The sequence below is a fragment of the Nocardia shimofusensis NBRC 100134 genome (assembly GCF_001613125.1).
Classification (GTDB): domain Bacteria; phylum Actinomycetota; class Actinomycetes; order Mycobacteriales; family Mycobacteriaceae; genus Nocardia; species Nocardia shimofusensis.
Map to the genome: position 1 here is coordinate 1 of NZ_BDBT01000035.1, position 16,677 is coordinate 16,677.

Genomic DNA, 16,677 nt, shown 5'->3' on the forward strand with positions numbered 1-16,677 from the left:
GCCGCCCGCGCAGCACAGCGTCGCCCACCCGCAGACGGCCGCGCATCCCACCACCGCACCCGCGCGTTCGGGTTCGGCGAGCGGCGGCAAGAGGCGGGCAGTGCTGATCGGCGGGCTCGCCGGCGGGCTGGTCGCGGTCTCGGCGCTGCTGATCGGGACGATGAACGACTCCGATTCCAACGGCTCGGTGGCGCAGGCGAATACGCCCGCCTCCTCGACCGCCAGACCCGGCGCCACGACGACCACCGCGGCGGCGCTGGGCGCGACGCCGAGCAGCGGCACCGTCGACTGGGGTTCGGCCGGTCAGCTGATCGTCGACTTCTACAACAGCCCGAGCAGCTCGTGGTCGTTGCTGACCCCGGCCGCGCAGGCCGCCTACGGCAGTCAGCAGGACTTCCAGGACTACTGGAGTTCGCGCATCATCGAGAGCTTCGCCAATATCAACGCCGCGAACGGGGCGAACAACAGCGACGGCTCGGTGGACATGCGGCTGGGCAACATCACCGTCGGCGGCACATCCAAGCCCATGGTCCTGCGGGTGGTCGCCCACAACGGCAAGCTGCTCATCGACAGCGACACCCGCTAGTCGTTCCCCGGTCCGCGCCCCGGATCGGGAGGGTGGAGGGTGACGGTCCTCACCGACGGCCGACCATTAGGCTGGTTGCGGCAACTTTCCTGTTGCCGGACGTCCGCCAGACGAAGGAATCGACACCGACATGACATCCCGCATCGAGCTCGCCCGCGTCGATCTGCGCGGTCGTACTCCTTCCACTGCCGAGCTGCGCGCCGCGCTGCCGCGTGGGGGAGTCGACGTGGACTCGGTGCTCCACCATGTGCGACCGGTGGTCGAGGCGGTCCGTGATCGCGGCGCGGCGGCGGCCCTGGAATACGGCGAGACGTTCGACGGGGTCGTCCCGGAGACCGTGCGGGTACCCGCCGAGCAGCTGCGCCGCGCGCTCGACGAACTCGATCCCGCCGTCCGGGCGGCACTCGAGGAGTCCATCTCCCGCGCTCGCACGGTGCACGCCGACCAGCGGCGCACCGACACCACCACCGAGGTTGTGCCCGGCGGCACGGTCACCGAGCGGTGGGTGCCGGTGGAGCGCGTGGGGCTGTACGTGCCCGGCGGCAATGCCGTCTACCCGTCCAGCGTGGTGATGAATGTCGTGCCCGCCCAGGCCGCGGGCGTCGGCTCGCTGGTGGTGGCCTCCCCGCCGCAGGCGAACTTCGGCGGGCTGCCGCACCCGACCATCCTGGCCGCCGCGCAACTGCTCGGCGTCGACGAGGTGTGGGCGGTCGGTGGCGCGCAGGCCGTGGCACTGCTGTCCTACGGCGGCACCGACACCGACGGCGGCGAACTCGCGCCGGTCGACCTGATCACCGGCCCGGGCAACATCTATGTCACCGCCGCCAAGCGCCTGTGCCGTGGCCTGGTCGGCATCGACGCCGAAGCGGGCCCGACCGAGATCGCGATCCTGGCCGACGCCACCGCCGATCCGGCGCACGTGGCCGCCGACATGATCAGCCAGGCCGAACACGATGTGCTCGCCGCGAGCGTGCTGGTCACCGACAGTTCGGCGCTGGCCGACGCGGTGGACGCCGCGCTGTCGGCGCAGATGGCCGTGGTCAAGCACGCCGAGCGGGTGCGTGCCGCGCTGACCGGCGCGCAGTCGGGCACCGTGCTGGTCGACGACATCGACCAGGGCCTGCGGGTGGTCGACGCCTACGCCGCCGAGCACCTGGAGATCCAGACCGCCGACGCCCCGGCCGTGGCCGCGCGGGTGCGCAATGCCGGCGCGGTCTTCGTCGGGGCCTACGCCCCGGTCAGCCTGGGCGACTACTGCGCGGGCTCCAACCACGTGCTGCCGACCGCGGGTTGCGCCCGGCACTCCTCCGGTCTGAGCGTGCAGACCTTCCTGCGCGGCATCCACGTCGTCGAGTACACCGAGGCGGCGTTGAAGGACGTCGCCGGTCACGTGGTCGCGCTGTCGACCGCCGAGGATCTGCCCGCGCACGGCCAGGCCGTCACGGTGCGATTCGAGTCGCTGGCATGAGCCGGGTGGACGCGGCGAATCCTGCCGCCGACCGAGATGCTGCCGACAGCGGTGCCACCGTGCGGACCGGCGCCCATGAGCAGGCCGCCCCTGCGGTACCGGCCGCGAGCGCAGTATCCGCCGCGAGCACAGTATCCGCCGCGAGCGCGGTACCGGTCGTGGGCGCAACGGCGGCCGGGAGCACTGTGCCGGGCGCGCGCGCGACCCTGGCCGATCTGCCGTTGCGGGAGAACCTGCGCGGCAAATCGCCCTACGGCGCACCGCAATTGACGGTGCCGGTGCAGCTCAACACCAACGAGAACCCGCACCCGCCCAGCAAGGCCCTCGTCGACGACGTCGCCGAAGCCGTGCGCGCCGCCGCCGCCGACCTGCACCGCTACCCCGACCGCGACGCCGTCGCGCTGCGCACCGACCTGGCCGAATACCTCACCCGCCAGACCGGCGTCGCCGTCGGCACCGCGAATGTGTGGGCGGCCAACGGCTCCAACGAGATCCTGCAGCAGCTCCTGCAGGCTTTCGGCGGACCGGGCCGCAGCGCGCTGGGCTTCGTGCCCTCGTACTCGATGCACCCGATCATCTCCGAGGGCATCGACACCGAGTGGGTGGAAGCCGCGCGCAACGCCGACTTCTCCCTGGACGTGGATTACGCGGTGGCGACCATCACCGAGCGTCGCCCCGACGTGGTCTTCGTGACGAGCCCGAACAATCCGACGGGGCACAGCATTCCGTTCGAGGACCTGGCGCGCGTCCTCGAGGCCGCGCCGGGCATCGTCGTGGTGGACGAGGCCTACGCCGAGTTCTCCGCGCAGCCCAGCGCCATCGGCCTGATCGACCGGTTCCCGGCGAAGCTGGTGGTCAGCCGGACCATGAGCAAGGCCTTCGCCTTCGCGGGCGGGCGGCTCGGCTACCTGGTCGCCGCTCCGGCGGTGATCGACGCGCTGCTGCTGGTGCGCCTGCCGTACCACCTGTCGGTGGTCACCCAGGCCGCCGCGCGGGCCGCGCTGCGCCATGCCGACGAAACCCTCGGCAGCGTGGCGGAATTGGCGGCCCAGCGCGATCGGGTGGCGGCGGCGCTGACGGAGATGGGCTACGACGTGGTGCCCAGCGACGCCAACTTCCTGCTGTTCGGCTCCTTCGCCGACGCCCCGCGCGCCTGGCAGCGCTACCTCGATCACGGCGTGCTCATCCGCGATGTCGGCATCCCGGGACACCTGCGCGCCACCATCGGCCTGGCCGACGAGAACGACGAGTTCCTGCGCGTGAGCGCACAGCTGGCCGCCGACGAGATCCGACCCGCTGTTTCCGGTGGCTCGGAGATCTCCGGTGACACAGCACTTTCCAGCGACGAACGAGGCACGAAATGACCCAGGCCGACCGGAGGGCGCGCGTCGAACGCGTCACCAAGGAATCCAGCATCGTCGTCGAACTCGACCTCGACGGCACCGGCCGCACCGACATCAGCACCGGCGTGCCGTTCTACGACCACATGCTCACCGCGCTGGGCGCGCACGCCAGCTTCGATCTGACGGTGCGGGCCGTGGGCGACATCCAGATCGAGGCGCACCACACCGTCGAGGACACCGCCATCGTCTTCGGGCAGGCGCTCGGGCAGGCGCTGGGCGACAAGAAGGGAATCCGCCGCTTCGGCGACGCGTTCATCCCGATGGACGAGACACTCGCGCACGCCTCGGTCGACGTGTCCGGCCGCCCCTACTGCGTGCACGTCGGTGAACCCGACCACCTGCTGCACGCGGTGATCCCCGGTTCCCCGGTGCGCGGCACCGGTGATCCGGGCGCGCCGTACTCGACGGTGCTCAACCGGCACGTCTTCGAATCGATCGCCCTCAACGCCCGCATCGCCCTGCATGTGCGGGTGCTCTACGGACGCGACCAGCACCACATCACCGAGGCCGAGTTCAAGGCGGTGGCCCGCGCGCTGCGCGCCGCTGTGGAACCGGACCCGCGGGTGACCGGTGTGCCGTCGACGAAGGGAACGCTGTGACAACCAATGCCGAAGGGGCGACAACGACAGCCGATGGGGCGCAGACGAAATCCGTCGTCCTGCTGGACTACGGCTCGGGCAACCTGCACTCGGCCGAGCGCGCGCTGGTGCGGGCGGGCGCACAGGTCGAGGTGACCGCCGACCCGCAGGCCGCGCTGGCCGCCGACGGCTTGGTGGTGCCCGGCGTCGGCGCGTTCGCGGCCTGCATGGCGGGGCTGCTGGCGGTGCGCGGGGAGAAGATCATCGGCCAGCGCCTGGCGGGCGGACGTCCGGTGCTCGGCATCTGCGTCGGCATGCAGATCCTGTTCGAGCGCGGAGTCGAGTTCGGTGTCGAGACCGACGGCTGCGCCGAATGGCCGGGCGTGGTGGAACGTCTGGACGCGCCGGTGCTGCCGCACATGGGCTGGAACACCGTCACCGCACCCGAGGACAGCGTGCTCTTCGCGGGCCTGGACGCCGACACCCGCTTCTACTTCGTGCACTCCTACGCCGCGCAGAAGTGGGAACTTCCCCCCAACGACCACATCGCCCCCCCGAAGCTCACCTGGGCCGAACACGGCGTGCCGTTCCTGGCCGCCGTCGAGAACGGACCGCTCTCGGCCACCCAGTTCCACCCGGAGAAGTCCGGCGATGCCGGTGCGCGACTGCTGCGCAACTGGGTGGACTCGCTGTAATCGCTGCCGTTGTCGGGTTGGTCCCCGAGTGCGAAATGGGGGCCGGACCCTGATCCGGCCGGACGGTGCGCGGGGTGACACTCGGGCGAGGAGGTTCGCCCATGAAATCCGTCACCCTGCCCACCGTCGTGATCGGTGGCTACGCCGTGTTCGCGAGTTTCGCCTGCGCGGTCACCGTCACCGAGACGATTCTGTTCTATCCCAACGTCTTCCACGACGTTCCGCACTCGCTCGAACTCACCGAACAGTTCATGAGCGCGGTCGGCGTCGGCGACGTGCTGCGACCGATGGGCGCGGTGCTCACGCTGGTCGCACTCGCCGCCGCCGCGGTCGCGGTCCGCTCCCGGCTGGCCCGCGGCTGGATCGCCGCGTCGGCGGCCTCGCTGATCACCGGCCAGTTCCTGCTCTCGGTCGCCTACCAGTGGCCGCGGGTGGACATCCTTTTCGACGATCGCGACCGGTATTCGACCGACGAACTCCGCCAGGCGGCGGACGAATTCCTCGTCGGCCAGGCGCTGCGAGTCGGCGCGGGCACGCTGACCGCCGTCTTCTCGATCGTGGCGGCGCTGGTCTGCTACCGCGCCTTCGTCCTGACCTCCGCCCAGCGCAAAGCCGAAGCGGCGCTCGACTGATCCGGGCCGGGTGCGGGCGAGCTTCGTCCGGGTTCCGGCCGCCGGAACTCGCGGCACGGGCGTTACCCGGTGCGCACCCCGGCCCGGACGCGGCCGACCCTCGACGAGCTACTAAGCTGCCCGGAGTGAGTCTTGTGCTGCTGCCCGCCGTCGATGTCGCCAATGGAGAGGCCGTGCGCCTCGTTCAGGGGGAGGCCGGTAGCGAAACCAGCTACGGCTCGCCGCGCGAGGCGGCTCTCGCGTGGCAGGAGGCCGGCGCCGAATGGGTGCATCTGGTCGATCTGGACGCGGCGTTCGGTCGCGGTTCCAATCGTGAGCTGCTCGCGCAGGTCGTCGGCGAACTCGACGTGAAAGTCGAGCTGTCCGGCGGCATCCGCGACGACGATTCCCTCGAGGCCGCGCTGGCGACCGGCTGCGCCCGGGTCAATCTCGGCACCGCCGCGCTCGAGGACCCGCAGTGGTGCGCCTCGGCCATCGCCAAGCACGGCGAGCGCGTCGCCGTCGGCTTGGACGTGCGCATCATCGACGGCGACTACCGGCTGCGCGGGCGCGGCTGGGTGAGCGACGGCGGCGACCTGTGGGAGGTGCTCGAGCGCCTGGAGGGCGACGGCTGCTCGCGTTACGTGGTCACCGACGTCACCAAGGACGGCACCCTCACCGGCCCGAACCTGGACCTGCTGCGCGAGGTGTGCGCGGCCACCGACGCGCCGGTGATCGCGTCCGGCGGCGTGTCCACCATCGAGGACCTGGTCGCCATCGCGGGTCTGGTGCCCGACGGTGTGGAGGGCTCGATCGTCGGCAAGGCGCTGTACGCGGGCCGGTTCACCCTCCCCGAGGCGCTGGCCGCGGTGCGCTGACCCGAGACGATGGCTGCCGACCCGAACGCCGCTCCACCCGATCTGCCCGGCCTGCTCGACGTCGCGAGTGACATCCTCGACGGCGCGGCCGAGCGGTTCGTCCACGGCATCGGCGCGCCGAGCGCGGTGGCCAAGGGCCGCAACGACTTCGCCACGGAGTTCGATCTCGAGCTGGAACGCACCGTGTCGGCGGCCTTGTGCGAGCGCACCGGAATCGCGGTGCACGGCGAGGAGTTCGGCGGCCCGCAGCTCACCTCGGGAACCGCGTGGGTGCTCGACCCGATCGACGGCACCTTCAACTACTCCTCCGGACATCCGCTCTCGGCCATCCTGCTCGCCCTCGTGCACAACGGCGAGCCCGTCCTCGGCCTGACCTGGCTGCCGCTGATGGGTAAACGCTACGCCGCCGTGCGGGGCGGGCCGCTGCTGATCGACGGCGAGCCGGTGCCGCCGCTGCCGACCGGAAAACTGGCCGAGTCCATGATCGGTTTCGGCACCTTCAACCTGGACTCGCACGGCCGCATCCCCGGCCGCTTCCGGTTCGACCTGCTCGGCTCGCTGAGCACCCTGTCCTCCCGGGTGCGCATGCACGGCTCGACCGGCATCGATCTGGCGTTCACCGCCTCCGGCGTGCTCGGCGGCGCGATCGTGTTCGGGCATCATCCGTGGGACAACGCGGCCGGTGTCGCGCTGGTCAGGGCCGCGGGCGGGGTGGTCACCGATCTGGCGGGCGAGCCGTGGACGATCACCTCGGGGTCGGTGCTGGCGGCCGCGCCGGGGGTGCACGCCGAACTGCTGGAAATGATCTGCGCGGTCGCCGACCCGGCGGCCGCCGAGGAAGGAAGCGATCGATGACAGGAAGCACCCGATGACACTGGCGGTACGCGTGATCCCGTGTCTGGACGTGGACGCGGGCCGGGTGGTCAAGGGCGTCAACTTCCAGAACCTGCGCGACGCGGGCGACCCGGTCGAACTGGCCGCGAGCTACGACGCCCAGGGCGCCGACGAACTGACCTTCCTCGATGTCACCGCCTCCACCGGCGATCGCGGCACCATGATCGACGTGGTGACCCGCACCGCCGAACAGATCTTCATCCCGCTCACGGTGGGCGGAGGGGTACGTACCGTCGACGACGTGGACCGGCTGCTGCGCGCGGGCGCGGACAAGGTGTCGGTGAACACCGCCGCCATCGCCCGTCCCGAGGTGCTGCGGGAGATGTCGGAGCGTTTCGGCTCGCAGTGCATCGTGCTCTCGGTAGATGCCCGCACCGTGCCCGAGGGCCAGCCGCCCACCCCGTCGGGCTGGGAGGTCACCACCCACGGCGGCAAGCGTGGCACCGGCATCGACGCGATCGAGTGGGCCGAGCGCGGAGCCGAACTCGGCGTCGGCGAGATCCTGCTCAATTCGATGGATGCCGACGGCACCAAGGCAGGCTTCGACCTGGCGATGATCCGTGCGGTGCGCGCGGCCGTGTCGATCCCGGTGATCGCCAGCGGCGGCGCGGGCGCGGTGGAGCATTTCGCCCCGGCCGTGCGGGCAGGCGCCGACGCCGTGCTGGCGGCCAGCGTCTTCCACTTCGGCGACCTCACCATCGGTCAGGTCAAGGACTCGCTGCGCGCCGCCGACCTGGTGGTGCGGTGAACCCCGCCGCCGCGCTGCCGGACGCTCGGGATATAACGGAACCATGACTCTGGACCCCGCCATCGCCGCCCGGCTCAAGCGCAACGAAGCCGGGCTGATCGCCGCCGTCGCGCAGGAACGCGCGACCGGCGATGTGCTGATGATGGCGTGGATGGACGACGAGGCGCTGGCACGCACACTCGAAACCCGCCGCGCCACCTACTATTCGCGGTCGCGGCAGCAGTACTGGGTCAAGGGCGAGACCTCCGGGCACACCCAGTACGTGCACGAGGTGCGGCTGGACTGCGACGGTGACACCGTGCTGCTCGTCGTCGATCAGGAAGGCGCGGCCTGTCACACCGGCTCGCACACCTGCTTCGACGCCGACATGCTGCTCGGCGCACCCGCCTGAGGCCGTCCGTGGCGGCGCGCCGCCGAGGTTCACACCTGGGGGAACCGAGCGGCCTCGTCGTCGCGGCCGAGTTCGATGTCCAGCCGGTCCCGCACCATGACGGCGATCTCGGCCAGCGCGGCCTTCTGCTTGTCGTCGAGTGCGGCGAACACCAGCCGGCTGACCGTGGAGATATAGCCGGGGGTGGCTTCCACGATCGTCAGATAGCCCTGATCGGTGAGCACGGCTTGGACGCCGCGCTTGCCCTCGGTGACCGCTCGCTCGGCCAGACCGAGCCGCTCGAGCTTGGACACCACATGCGACAGGCGCGACAGCGACGAGTGCACACGCTGGGCCAGATCGCTCATCTGCAGGCGATGTCCCGGCTGGTGCGACAGCGCGCTCATCACCACGAATTCGAAGTGCGTGATACCGGAATCTCGCTGCAGCCGGGTGTCCAGGACGCCCGGTAGCCGGTTCAGCAGGGCGACGATGGCATTCCATGCCTGCTGCTCGGCGGGCTCGAGCCGCTGCGCCATCTGCGCCCCCTTCCGAATCCGGCGGCGACAAGGAAGGAGGCCGCCACCGCTGCCTCCGAGTTTGCCACCTCTTCGCTCGGTAGTCATCGCGCTGATGTGAGCGGTGAAATCATTCACATCGGCATGATTTCCGGCCGGGAGCAACGGTGATGTCGTATAGCCGCTCGGCAGGTGAGGGTGGGGAACGGGCTACTTCGCGCGGTCGCGCAGGAAGGCCAACGCCTCGTCGGCGTGCACGTTCGCCCGCAGTTCACCGGTGATGACCGTGAGCACCGTGCGATCGGTATCGATGACGAAGGTGTGCCGCTTGACCGGGGCGATCTTGCCCAGCAGACCGCGTTTGACCCCGAACTGCGCGGCCACCGAGCCGTCGGCGTCGGACAGCAGCGGGTAGTCCAGGCGCTGGGAGGTGGCGAATCCGGCCTGGGTGTCGACCGCGTCGGTGCTGATCCCGGCGCAGGAAGCGCCGAGCGCGGCGAACTCGGCGCTCAGATCGCGGAAATGGCAGGCCTCCGCGGTGCACACCGGAGTGTTGGCGCCGGGATAGAAGAACAGCACCAGTGGACCGGCGGTGAGCAGTTCGTCGAGGGAGCGCGCTGTCCCGGTCTGATCGGGGAGCGTGAAGTTCGGGGCCTGAGCGCCTTTCTGCATTCCTGGACAGTACCGGCCGGACGCCGATCGCGCGGACGGGAAGTCCCGGCGCGTTCACGGTGGACGCGGCCTGGGATGATGGGGCGCATGCCAGTCGCGACCGCTCCCACGACCACGACCCGCGCGCAGTTCCGGCAGCTGGCCGCCGAACACCGGGTCGTGCCGGTGACCCGAAAGGTGTTGGCGGACTCCGAGACTCCGCTCTCGGCCTACCGCAAACTCGGCGGTGACCGTCCCGGCACCTTCCTGTTCGAGTCCGCGGCGAACGGCAAGTCCTGGTCGCGCTGGTCGTTCATCGGCGCGGGCGCGCCCTCGGCGCTGACCGTGGTCGACGGCGCGGCCGCCTGGCTCGGCCACATCCCCGCCGACGCGCCGTCGGGCGGCGACCCGCTCGAGGCGCTGCGCGACACCCTCGAACTGCTGCGCACCGAGCGCCTGCCCGACCTGCCGCCGCTGACCGGCGGCATGGTCGGCTACCTGGGCTACGACGCCGTGCGACGGATGGAGCGCCTGCCCTCCCTGGCGGCCGACGACCTGAACCTGCCCGAGATGGTGCTGCTGCTGGCGACCGATCTGGCTGCCTTCGACCACCACGAGGGCGCCATCACGCTGATCGCCAACGCGGTGAACTGGAACGGCACCGACGAACACGTGGACGAGGCCTACGACGACGCGGTCGCGCGGCTGGACCGGATGACCGAGGCGCTGGCCGCGCCCGCCCTGTCCACCGTGTCGGTCTTCGACCGTCCCGAGCCGCACTTCCGGCGCGGGCGCACCTCCGAGCAGTTCGGCGCGGGCGTGCGCAGGCTGGTGAAGGAGATCGAGGCGGGCGAGGCGTTCCAGGTGGTGCTGTCCCAGCGCTTCGAGATGGACTACGACGGCGCGCCCATCGATCTGTACCGGATGCTGCGAGCCTCGAACCCGAGCCCGTACATGTACTTGATGCACATCCCCGACGCCGAGGGTGGCACCGCCTTCTCCATCGTCGGCTCCAGCCCGGAATCGCTGGTCACCGTGACCGACGGTGTCGCCACCACGCATCCGATCGCGGGCACCCGGTGGCGCGGGGCCACCGAGGAGGACGACCTGCTGCTCGAGAAGGACCTGCTGGCTGACGAGAAGGAGAACGCCGAGCACTTGATGCTCGTCGACCTCGGCCGCAACGACCTGGGCCGGGTGTGCACGCCGGGCACGGTCAAGGTCACCCAGTACCGCCACATCGAGCGCTACAGCCATGTCATGCACCTGGTCTCCACGGTGTCCGGCCACCTGGCGCCGGGCAAGGTCGCCCTCGACGCGGTGCGGGCCTGCTTCCCGGCGGGCACGCTGTCCGGCGCACCGAAGGTCCGCGCGATGGAGTTGATCGAGGAGATCGAGCCGACCCGGCGGGCCGTGTACGGCGGCGTCGTCGGCTACCTGGATTTCGCGGGTGACGCCGACACCGCCATCGCCATCCGCACCGCCCTGCTCAAGGACGGCGTCGCCTACGTCCAGGCGGGCGCGGGCGTGGTCGCCGACTCCGACCCCGACTACGAGGATGTGGAGTCACGCAACAAGGCGATGGCCGTGCTCAAGGCGGTCGCCGCGGCCCAGACCGTGCGCCCCTTCTCCGCCGACGACGGTGGGCCCCGATGAGCGCACGCGACTCGGACCCGACCGGGGGAGCCGAACCGACGCCGGTCGCCCCGGAGCACCTCGACCCGGACCCCGGCTCGGGCCGCGTCGACTCCGCCGCCTCGGCTCATCGGGAGCCGGTCGAGGACTCGGACCATGGCAACCGCACTGCCGATCTCGACTCCGCTCACCTGGATCCCGCCGCCGACCCGGACCGGTACGACCCCGCCGGCGATCCGGCGGTGAGCGCGACCGCCCAGCCGAGGACCGCGCGCCCCACCGTGCCGGTGATCCTGCTGGCGTCGGCCGCCGCGCTCATGTGGGGCGTGTCACGGCTCACCTGGGTGACCGTGTCCTCGGCCGACGGCCTGACCGAGCCGCGCGTCGACGAACTGAAGGGCGCGGTCTGGTTCGGCGCGCTCACGCCGCTGGCCCTGGTGCTGCTGGCCGCCATCGCGGCCGTACTGGCCACCAAGGGCTGGCCGCGCAGAATCGTGGGCGTGCTGGTGGCGCTGATCGGCGCGGTGACCGCCGTACCCGCCTTCGCGCTGCTCACCGGTTCGGGCGCGACCGCCGAGCGCGCGGGCGCGCTGGCCGAGTTGCCCGGCCGGGCCACGGTCACCGACGTGCAGACCTCGCCCCTGCCCGCGGTGGTGACCGTCGTCGCCGCGCTGTGCGCGTTCGGCGCGGGCCTGCTGCTGGCCAGGATGCCGCGCGAGACCCAGGGCCTGGCCGGTCGCTACGACGCGCCGGGTACCCGCAGGGCCGCGGCTGCCGAGGCGGTCGCCGAGCGGCGCTCCCAGGACGGCTCGACGCTGTCGGAACGGGTGCTGTGGGACGCGCTGGACGCGGGGGAGGACCCCACCGAGGACAGCCCTCGGACCAGTGACGGGCCGCCGGGCTCACCGAAGTGAGTGACGGCGCCCATCCCACCGGCTCGGCGGTATCGGATAGCAGACCGGCCCGCGGAGACCGCCGCCACCCCGCCGCCGAGCCGGGACAACCGCCCATTTATTCTTTGTCGACATCGGTGAGACAGCGCCTGGGGGGATTCTCAGGCAGCACGTGGCGTCTCCCAGGAAAGGATTCGAGCCAGATGACGGTACTCGACTCGATTCTCGACGGGGTTCGCGCGGACGTGGCCGCTCGCGAAGCTTTCCTGGACTTCCCGTCCATCAAGGAAGCCGCGACGAAGGCCCCCGCGCCCCTCGATGCTCGGGCCGCTCTTCTGGAGGACGGCATCGGCGTGATCGCCGAGGTCAAGCGGGCCAGCCCCTCGAAGGGCGCGCTGGCCGACATCCCGGATCCGGCGTATCTGGCCAAGGCCTACGAGGACGGCGGCGCGCGCGTGATCAGCGTGCTCACCGAAGGCAGGCGCTTCGGCGGCTCGCTCGACGATCTCGACGCCGTGCGCGCCGCGGTGAACATCCCGATCCTGCGCAAGGACTTCGTCGTCGGCCCGTACCAGATCCACGAGGCCCGCGCCCACGGCGCCGACATGATCCTGCTGATCGTGGCCGCGCTCGAACAGGACGTCCTCGCCTCGCTCATCGACCGTACCGAATCTCTGGGCATGACCGCCCTGGTGGAGGTGCACACCGAGGAGGAGGCCGACCGCGCGCTGGAGGCGGGCGCCTCGGTCATCGGCGTCAACGCCCGCAACCTCAAGACGCTGGAGGTGGATCGCGACGTGTTCGCGCGGATCGCCCCCGGTCTGCCCACGGAGGTGATCCGGGTGGCCGAGTCCGGCATCCGCGGCACCGCCGATCTGCTCGCCTACGCGGGTGCGGGCGCCGACGCCGTACTCGTCGGTGAGGGCCTGGTGACCAGTGGCGACCCGCGCGGCGCGGTGTCGGAACTGGTGACCGCGGGTACTCATCCTTCCTGCCCGAAACCCGCGCGAAGGGGTCGCTGATGACGTCGACCGAACTGCCCAAGGCCAGTGCCGGTGTCGCCCATCCGAGTGCGCACGAGCCGGATCACGGCGGTCATTTCGGCGTCTACGGCGGCAGACACGTCCCCGAGGCGCTGATGGCGGTGATCGAGGAGGTCACCGCCGATTACGAGAAGTGCCGCACGGACCACACCTTCCTCGATGAACTCGACCGGCTGCAGCGCGACTACACCGGCCGTCCCTCGCCGGTGTTCGAATGCACCCGGCTGGCCGAGCACGCGGGCGGCGCGCGCATCCTGCTCAAGCGCGAGGATCTGAACCACACCGGCTCGCACAAGATCAACAATGTGCTCGGCCAGGTGTTGCTGGCCAAGCGGATGGGCAAGAAGCGCGTCATCGCCGAGACCGGCGCGGGCCAGCACGGCGTGGCCACCGCCACCGCGTGCGCCCTGCTCGGCCTGGACTGCGTGATCTACATGGGCGCGGTCGACACCGCGCGGCAGGCGCTGAACGTGGCGCGCATGCGCCTGCTCGGCGCACGGGTGGTCTCGGTGACCACCGGTTCGGAGACCCTCAAGGACGCGATCAACGAGGCGCTGCGCGACTGGGTCACCAATGCCGAGGACACCTACTACTGCTTCGGCACCGCCGCGGGCCCGCACCCGTTCCCGATGATGGTGCGCGACTTCCAGCGCGTCATCGGCCTGGAGGCGCGTGCGCAGGTGCGCGAGCTGACCGGCAGGCTGCCCGACGCGGTCGCGGCCTGCGTGGGCGGCGGCTCCAACGCCATCGGCATCTTCCACGCCTTCCTCGACGATCCCGGCGTGCGCCTGATCGGCTACGAGGCCGCGGGCGACGGCGTCGAGACCGGCCGCCACGCCGCCACCTTCACCGGCGGCACCCCTGGCGCGTTCCAGGGCGCCTACTCGTACCTGCTGCAGGACGAGGACGGCCAGACCATCGAATCCCATTCCATCTCCGCGGGATTGGACTACCCGGGCGTCGGCCCCGAGCACGCGCTGCTCAAGGACATCGGCCGCGCCGAGTACCGGCCCATCACCGACACCGAGGCGATGGACGCCCTGCTGCTGCTCAGCCGCACCGAGGGCATCATCCCGGCCATCGAGTCCGCGCACGCCGTCGCGGGCGCGCTGAAGCTCGGCAAGGAACTCGGCGAGGGCGCGATCATCCTGGTCAATCTGTCCGGTCGCGGTGACAAGGACATGGACACCGCCGCCCGCTGGTTCGGTCTGTTCGACGACGACGCGCCCGCCGAAGGCGCACAGACCACCACCGGCAAGGAGTCCGACCAGTGAGCCAGCAGTCCCGTCTCGCCGCCACCTTCGCCGCCGCGCGGGCCGAGCACCGCGCCGCGCTCATCGGCTACCTCCCGGCGGGCTACCCCGACCTCGACCAGTCGATCGCCACGGTGCGCGCGATGGTCGAATCCGGTTGCGACATCGTCGAAGTGGGCGTGGCCTACTCCGATCCGGTGATGGACGGGCCCACCATCCAGGCCGCCGCCGAGCAGGCGCTGCGCAACGGCGTGCGGGTGCGCGACGTGTTCAAGGTCGTCCAGGCCGTCGCCGACGCGGGCGGTCAGGCCGTGGTGATGACCTACTGGAATCCGGTTCTCGCCTACGGCGTCGACCGCTTCGCCCGGGACCTGGAGGCCGCGGGGGGCGCGGGCTTGATCACGCCCAACCTGATCCCCGAGGAAGCCGACGACTGGTTCATCGCCTCGGCCACCCACAATCTCGACCGCATCTTCCTGGTCGCGCCGTCCTCGACCGAGGAGCGACTGGTGAAGACCCTGGAAGCCAGCCGCGGCTTCGTCTACGCGGCTTCCACCATGGGCGTCACCGGCGCGCGTGACGCGGTGTCCTCGGCCGCGCCCGCGCTGTGCTCGCGCATTCGCGCGCACTCCGACATCCCGATCGGCGTCGGCCTCGGGGTGCGCAGCGGCGCGCAGGCCGCGGAGATCGCCGCCTACGCCGATGGCGTGATCGTCGGTTCGGCACTGGTCAGCGCGGCAGGCGAAGGCCTGGACGCGGTGCGCGCGCTGACCTCCGAGCTCGCCGAAGGCGTGCGATCGGCGACCGTCGTTTCCTAGCCCGTACGCATCCGGTCACCGGCCGGATCGCCTGCGGCGCAGGGGCTGGACTACGGTGGCCCCGTGACCTTACGAAGCGACGTGCTGGCTTACATCCCCAGTCCTCCGCAGGGTGTGTGGAATCTGGGGCCGTTTCCGTTGCGGGCCTATGCCCTGTGCATCATCTTGGGCATCATCGTCGCCATCTGGTGGGGCGAGCGGCGCTGGCAGGCGCGCGGCGGCAGCGAGGGCACAGTGCTCGATGTCGCGATGTTCGCGGTGCCGTTCGGTCTGATCGGCGGCAGGCTCTATCACGTCGCGACGGACTGGCAGAAGTACTTCGGCGAGGGCGCGCGCCCGATCGAGGCCCTCTACATCTGGCAGGGTGGTCTGGGCATCTGGGGCGCGGTCTTCTTCGGCGGTATCGGCGCCTGGCTGGCCTGCCGCATCTACCGGATCCCGTTGCCCGCCTTCGGCGATGCCATCGCCCCGCCGGTGTTGCTCGCGCAGGCCATCGGCCGCCTCGGCAACTGGTTCAACCAGGAACTCTACGGCCGCGAGACCACCCTGCCGTGGGGGCTGGAGATCTACCCCCGGTTCAACGCCGACGGCGACCCGGACCCGATGGCGGGCGTCTCCAACGGTGTCGTCGAGAAGATCGTGCACCCCACCTTCCTCTACGAACTGCTGTGGAATGTTCTCGTAGTGGTGCTGCTGGTGCTCATCGACAAGCGCTACCGCATCGGCCACGGCCGCCTGTTCGCGCTCTACGTCGCCGGTTACAGCTTCGGCCGGTTCTTCGTCGAGCTGATGCGCGACGACGAGGCCACCGAGATCTTCGGCATCCGTATCAACAACTTCACCTCCGCGCTGGTGTTCCTCGCCGCGATCGCCTACGTCGTCTTCGCGACCAAGGGCAGGGAACATCCCACCCGCCTGCAGCCCGGCGCGACTCCGCGTCCGTGGCCGTGGCAGCTGAAGAAGGTGCGCGCGGCGGGCCTCGAGGCGAACACACCCGCGACGGCGCAGACGGCCGACGGCGAAGACGAGCCGGAGAGCGGGACCGCCGCCGAGGATTCCGGTTCCGCGGAAACCGGCGCCGAGCAGGGTGAGGCCGGGAAACCGGGCGCGACGAAGGCCGATCCCGGTAAGGCCGGAGCGGAAGCTTCCGGCTCCTCGCAGATCGATACCGCGGAGTCCGATACCGCGCAGTCCGATACCGCGCAGTCCGATACCGCGAAGTCCGGCGCCGCAGAGGCTGATTCCGCGAAAGCCGAGACATCGCGGGCCGACGGTAAGACGACCGACGCCGCGACGTCGAAGGGCGGCAAGTCGGAGGGCGCGACGCTCGATACCGACGCAGCCGACGCGACCGGTGATGCCGGAGGAGAGAAGAGCGCCTTTCCGGCATCCGGAGCGGTCGGAGAGCCGGCGACCGCCAGGGCATCAGAGCAGGCAGCAGAATCCGCCGGATCCGCCGCCGAGGCGACGTCCGGCAAGTCCGCGACCACCGGTGAGTCCAAGTCGGGCACCGGCGGCGCCGACTGACAGTGCGGCGCGCGCGGAGAAGCCGGCCGCGGAACGCGGCAACGAAACGACCACCGGCCGCGATAACGAGTCGAGATCCGCTTTTCCGGCGGTCATCGGCTCGGCCGG

General features: G+C 70.8%; 17 protein-coding genes and 1 pseudogene. 16 read left to right on the forward strand and 2 right to left on the reverse strand.

The annotated features are described in order from the left end of the window. From NS3_RS29610 to hisI, 10 genes and pseudogenes are all read left to right on the forward strand, one after another. Positions 1-586: pseudogene (locus NS3_RS29610) on the forward strand (serine/threonine protein kinase); the annotation flags it as partial. A gap of 130 nt (positions 587-716) precedes the next feature. Further along, the gene (hisD, locus tag NS3_RS25195; protein WP_067864573.1) at positions 717-2,054 is read left to right on the forward strand and encodes a histidinol dehydrogenase; all 1,338 of its coding nucleotides are present in this window, start codon (positions 717-719) and stop codon (positions 2,052-2,054) included. Next, positions 2,051-3,418: a histidinol-phosphate transaminase gene (locus NS3_RS25200; RefSeq protein WP_245649801.1), complete on the forward strand. Its 1,368-nt coding sequence runs from the start codon at positions 2,051-2,053 to the stop codon at positions 3,416-3,418. Before hisD ends, NS3_RS25200 begins: the two co-directional genes overlap by 4 nt. Then, complete coding sequence (hisB, locus tag NS3_RS25205; protein ID WP_067864576.1) at positions 3,415-4,056, forward strand: imidazoleglycerol-phosphate dehydratase HisB; 642 nt, start codon at positions 3,415-3,417, stop codon at positions 4,054-4,056. The genes NS3_RS25200 and hisB overlap by 4 nt, the downstream gene beginning before the upstream one ends. Further along, a complete protein-coding gene (gene hisH / locus NS3_RS25210) occupies positions 4,053-4,730 on the forward strand; it encodes an imidazole glycerol phosphate synthase subunit HisH (RefSeq protein WP_067864579.1) in 678 nt (225 codons plus the stop codon). The genes hisB and hisH overlap by 4 nt, the downstream gene beginning before the upstream one ends. A gap of 101 nt (positions 4,731-4,831) precedes the next feature. After that, positions 4,832-5,362, forward strand: coding sequence for a hypothetical protein (locus tag NS3_RS25215; RefSeq protein WP_067864582.1), 531 nt, complete (start codon positions 4,832-4,834; stop codon positions 5,360-5,362). Between the two features lie 125 nt (positions 5,363-5,487). Next, positions 5,488-6,219, forward strand: coding sequence for a bifunctional 1-(5-phosphoribosyl)-5-((5-phosphoribosylamino)methylideneamino)imidazole-4-carboxamide isomerase/phosphoribosylanthranilate isomerase PriA (gene priA, locus NS3_RS25220; protein WP_067864585.1), 732 nt, complete (start codon positions 5,488-5,490; stop codon positions 6,217-6,219). Positions 6,220-6,228: 9 nt separating this feature from the next. Next, positions 6,229-7,074, forward strand: a complete 846-nt coding sequence (locus NS3_RS25225) for an inositol monophosphatase family protein (RefSeq protein ID WP_067864588.1) — start codon at positions 6,229-6,231, stop codon at positions 7,072-7,074. 13 nt (positions 7,075-7,087) lie between these two features. Beyond that, positions 7,088-7,861 (forward strand): imidazole glycerol phosphate synthase subunit HisF, encoded by a 774-nt coding sequence (hisF, locus tag NS3_RS25230; protein WP_067864591.1) that lies wholly within the window; start codon positions 7,088-7,090, stop codon positions 7,859-7,861. Between the two features lie 43 nt (positions 7,862-7,904). After that, positions 7,905-8,252, forward strand: a complete 348-nt coding sequence (hisI, locus tag NS3_RS25235; RefSeq protein ID WP_067864592.1) for a phosphoribosyl-AMP cyclohydrolase — start codon at positions 7,905-7,907, stop codon at positions 8,250-8,252. 29 nt (positions 8,253-8,281) lie between these two features. Here the strand turns inward: hisI and NS3_RS25240 are convergent, their stop codons facing one another. Both NS3_RS25240 and NS3_RS25245 read right to left on the reverse strand, forming a co-directional pair. Next, positions 8,282-8,770, reverse strand: coding sequence for a MarR family winged helix-turn-helix transcriptional regulator (locus NS3_RS25240; protein WP_067864595.1), 489 nt, complete (start codon positions 8,768-8,770; stop codon positions 8,282-8,284). A 189-nt stretch (positions 8,771-8,959) separates the two neighbouring features. Then, positions 8,960-9,421: a peroxiredoxin gene (locus tag NS3_RS25245; RefSeq protein WP_067864598.1), complete on the reverse strand. Its 462-nt coding sequence runs from the start codon at positions 9,419-9,421 to the stop codon at positions 8,960-8,962. A gap of 87 nt (positions 9,422-9,508) precedes the next feature. On the opposite strand from NS3_RS25245, the gene NS3_RS25250 reads away from it, so the two are divergent. From NS3_RS25250 to lgt, 6 genes are all read left to right on the forward strand, one after another. Then, the gene (locus tag NS3_RS25250) at positions 9,509-11,056 is read left to right on the forward strand and encodes an anthranilate synthase component I (RefSeq protein WP_067864704.1); all 1,548 of its coding nucleotides are present in this window, start codon (positions 9,509-9,511) and stop codon (positions 11,054-11,056) included. After that, complete coding sequence (locus tag NS3_RS25255; RefSeq protein WP_307610813.1) at positions 11,053-11,949, forward strand: TIGR02234 family membrane protein; 897 nt, start codon at positions 11,053-11,055, stop codon at positions 11,947-11,949. The genes NS3_RS25250 and NS3_RS25255 overlap by 4 nt, the downstream gene beginning before the upstream one ends. Positions 11,950-12,131: 182 nt before the next feature. Continuing rightward, complete coding sequence (gene trpC / locus NS3_RS25260) at positions 12,132-12,950, forward strand: indole-3-glycerol phosphate synthase TrpC (protein WP_067864600.1); 819 nt, start codon at positions 12,132-12,134, stop codon at positions 12,948-12,950. Next, a complete protein-coding gene (trpB, locus tag NS3_RS25265) occupies positions 12,950-14,245 on the forward strand; it encodes a tryptophan synthase subunit beta (protein ID WP_067864603.1) in 1,296 nt (431 codons plus the stop codon). The genes trpC and trpB overlap by 1 nt, the downstream gene beginning before the upstream one ends. Continuing rightward, the gene (trpA, locus tag NS3_RS25270) at positions 14,242-15,042 is read left to right on the forward strand and encodes a tryptophan synthase subunit alpha (protein WP_067864606.1); all 801 of its coding nucleotides are present in this window, start codon (positions 14,242-14,244) and stop codon (positions 15,040-15,042) included. Before trpB ends, trpA begins: the two co-directional genes overlap by 4 nt. A 63-nt stretch (positions 15,043-15,105) precedes the next feature. Beyond that, complete coding sequence (gene lgt / locus NS3_RS25275; protein WP_084495907.1) at positions 15,106-16,569, forward strand: prolipoprotein diacylglyceryl transferase; 1,464 nt, start codon at positions 15,106-15,108, stop codon at positions 16,567-16,569. The last annotated feature ends 108 nt before the right edge of the window (positions 16,570-16,677 follow it).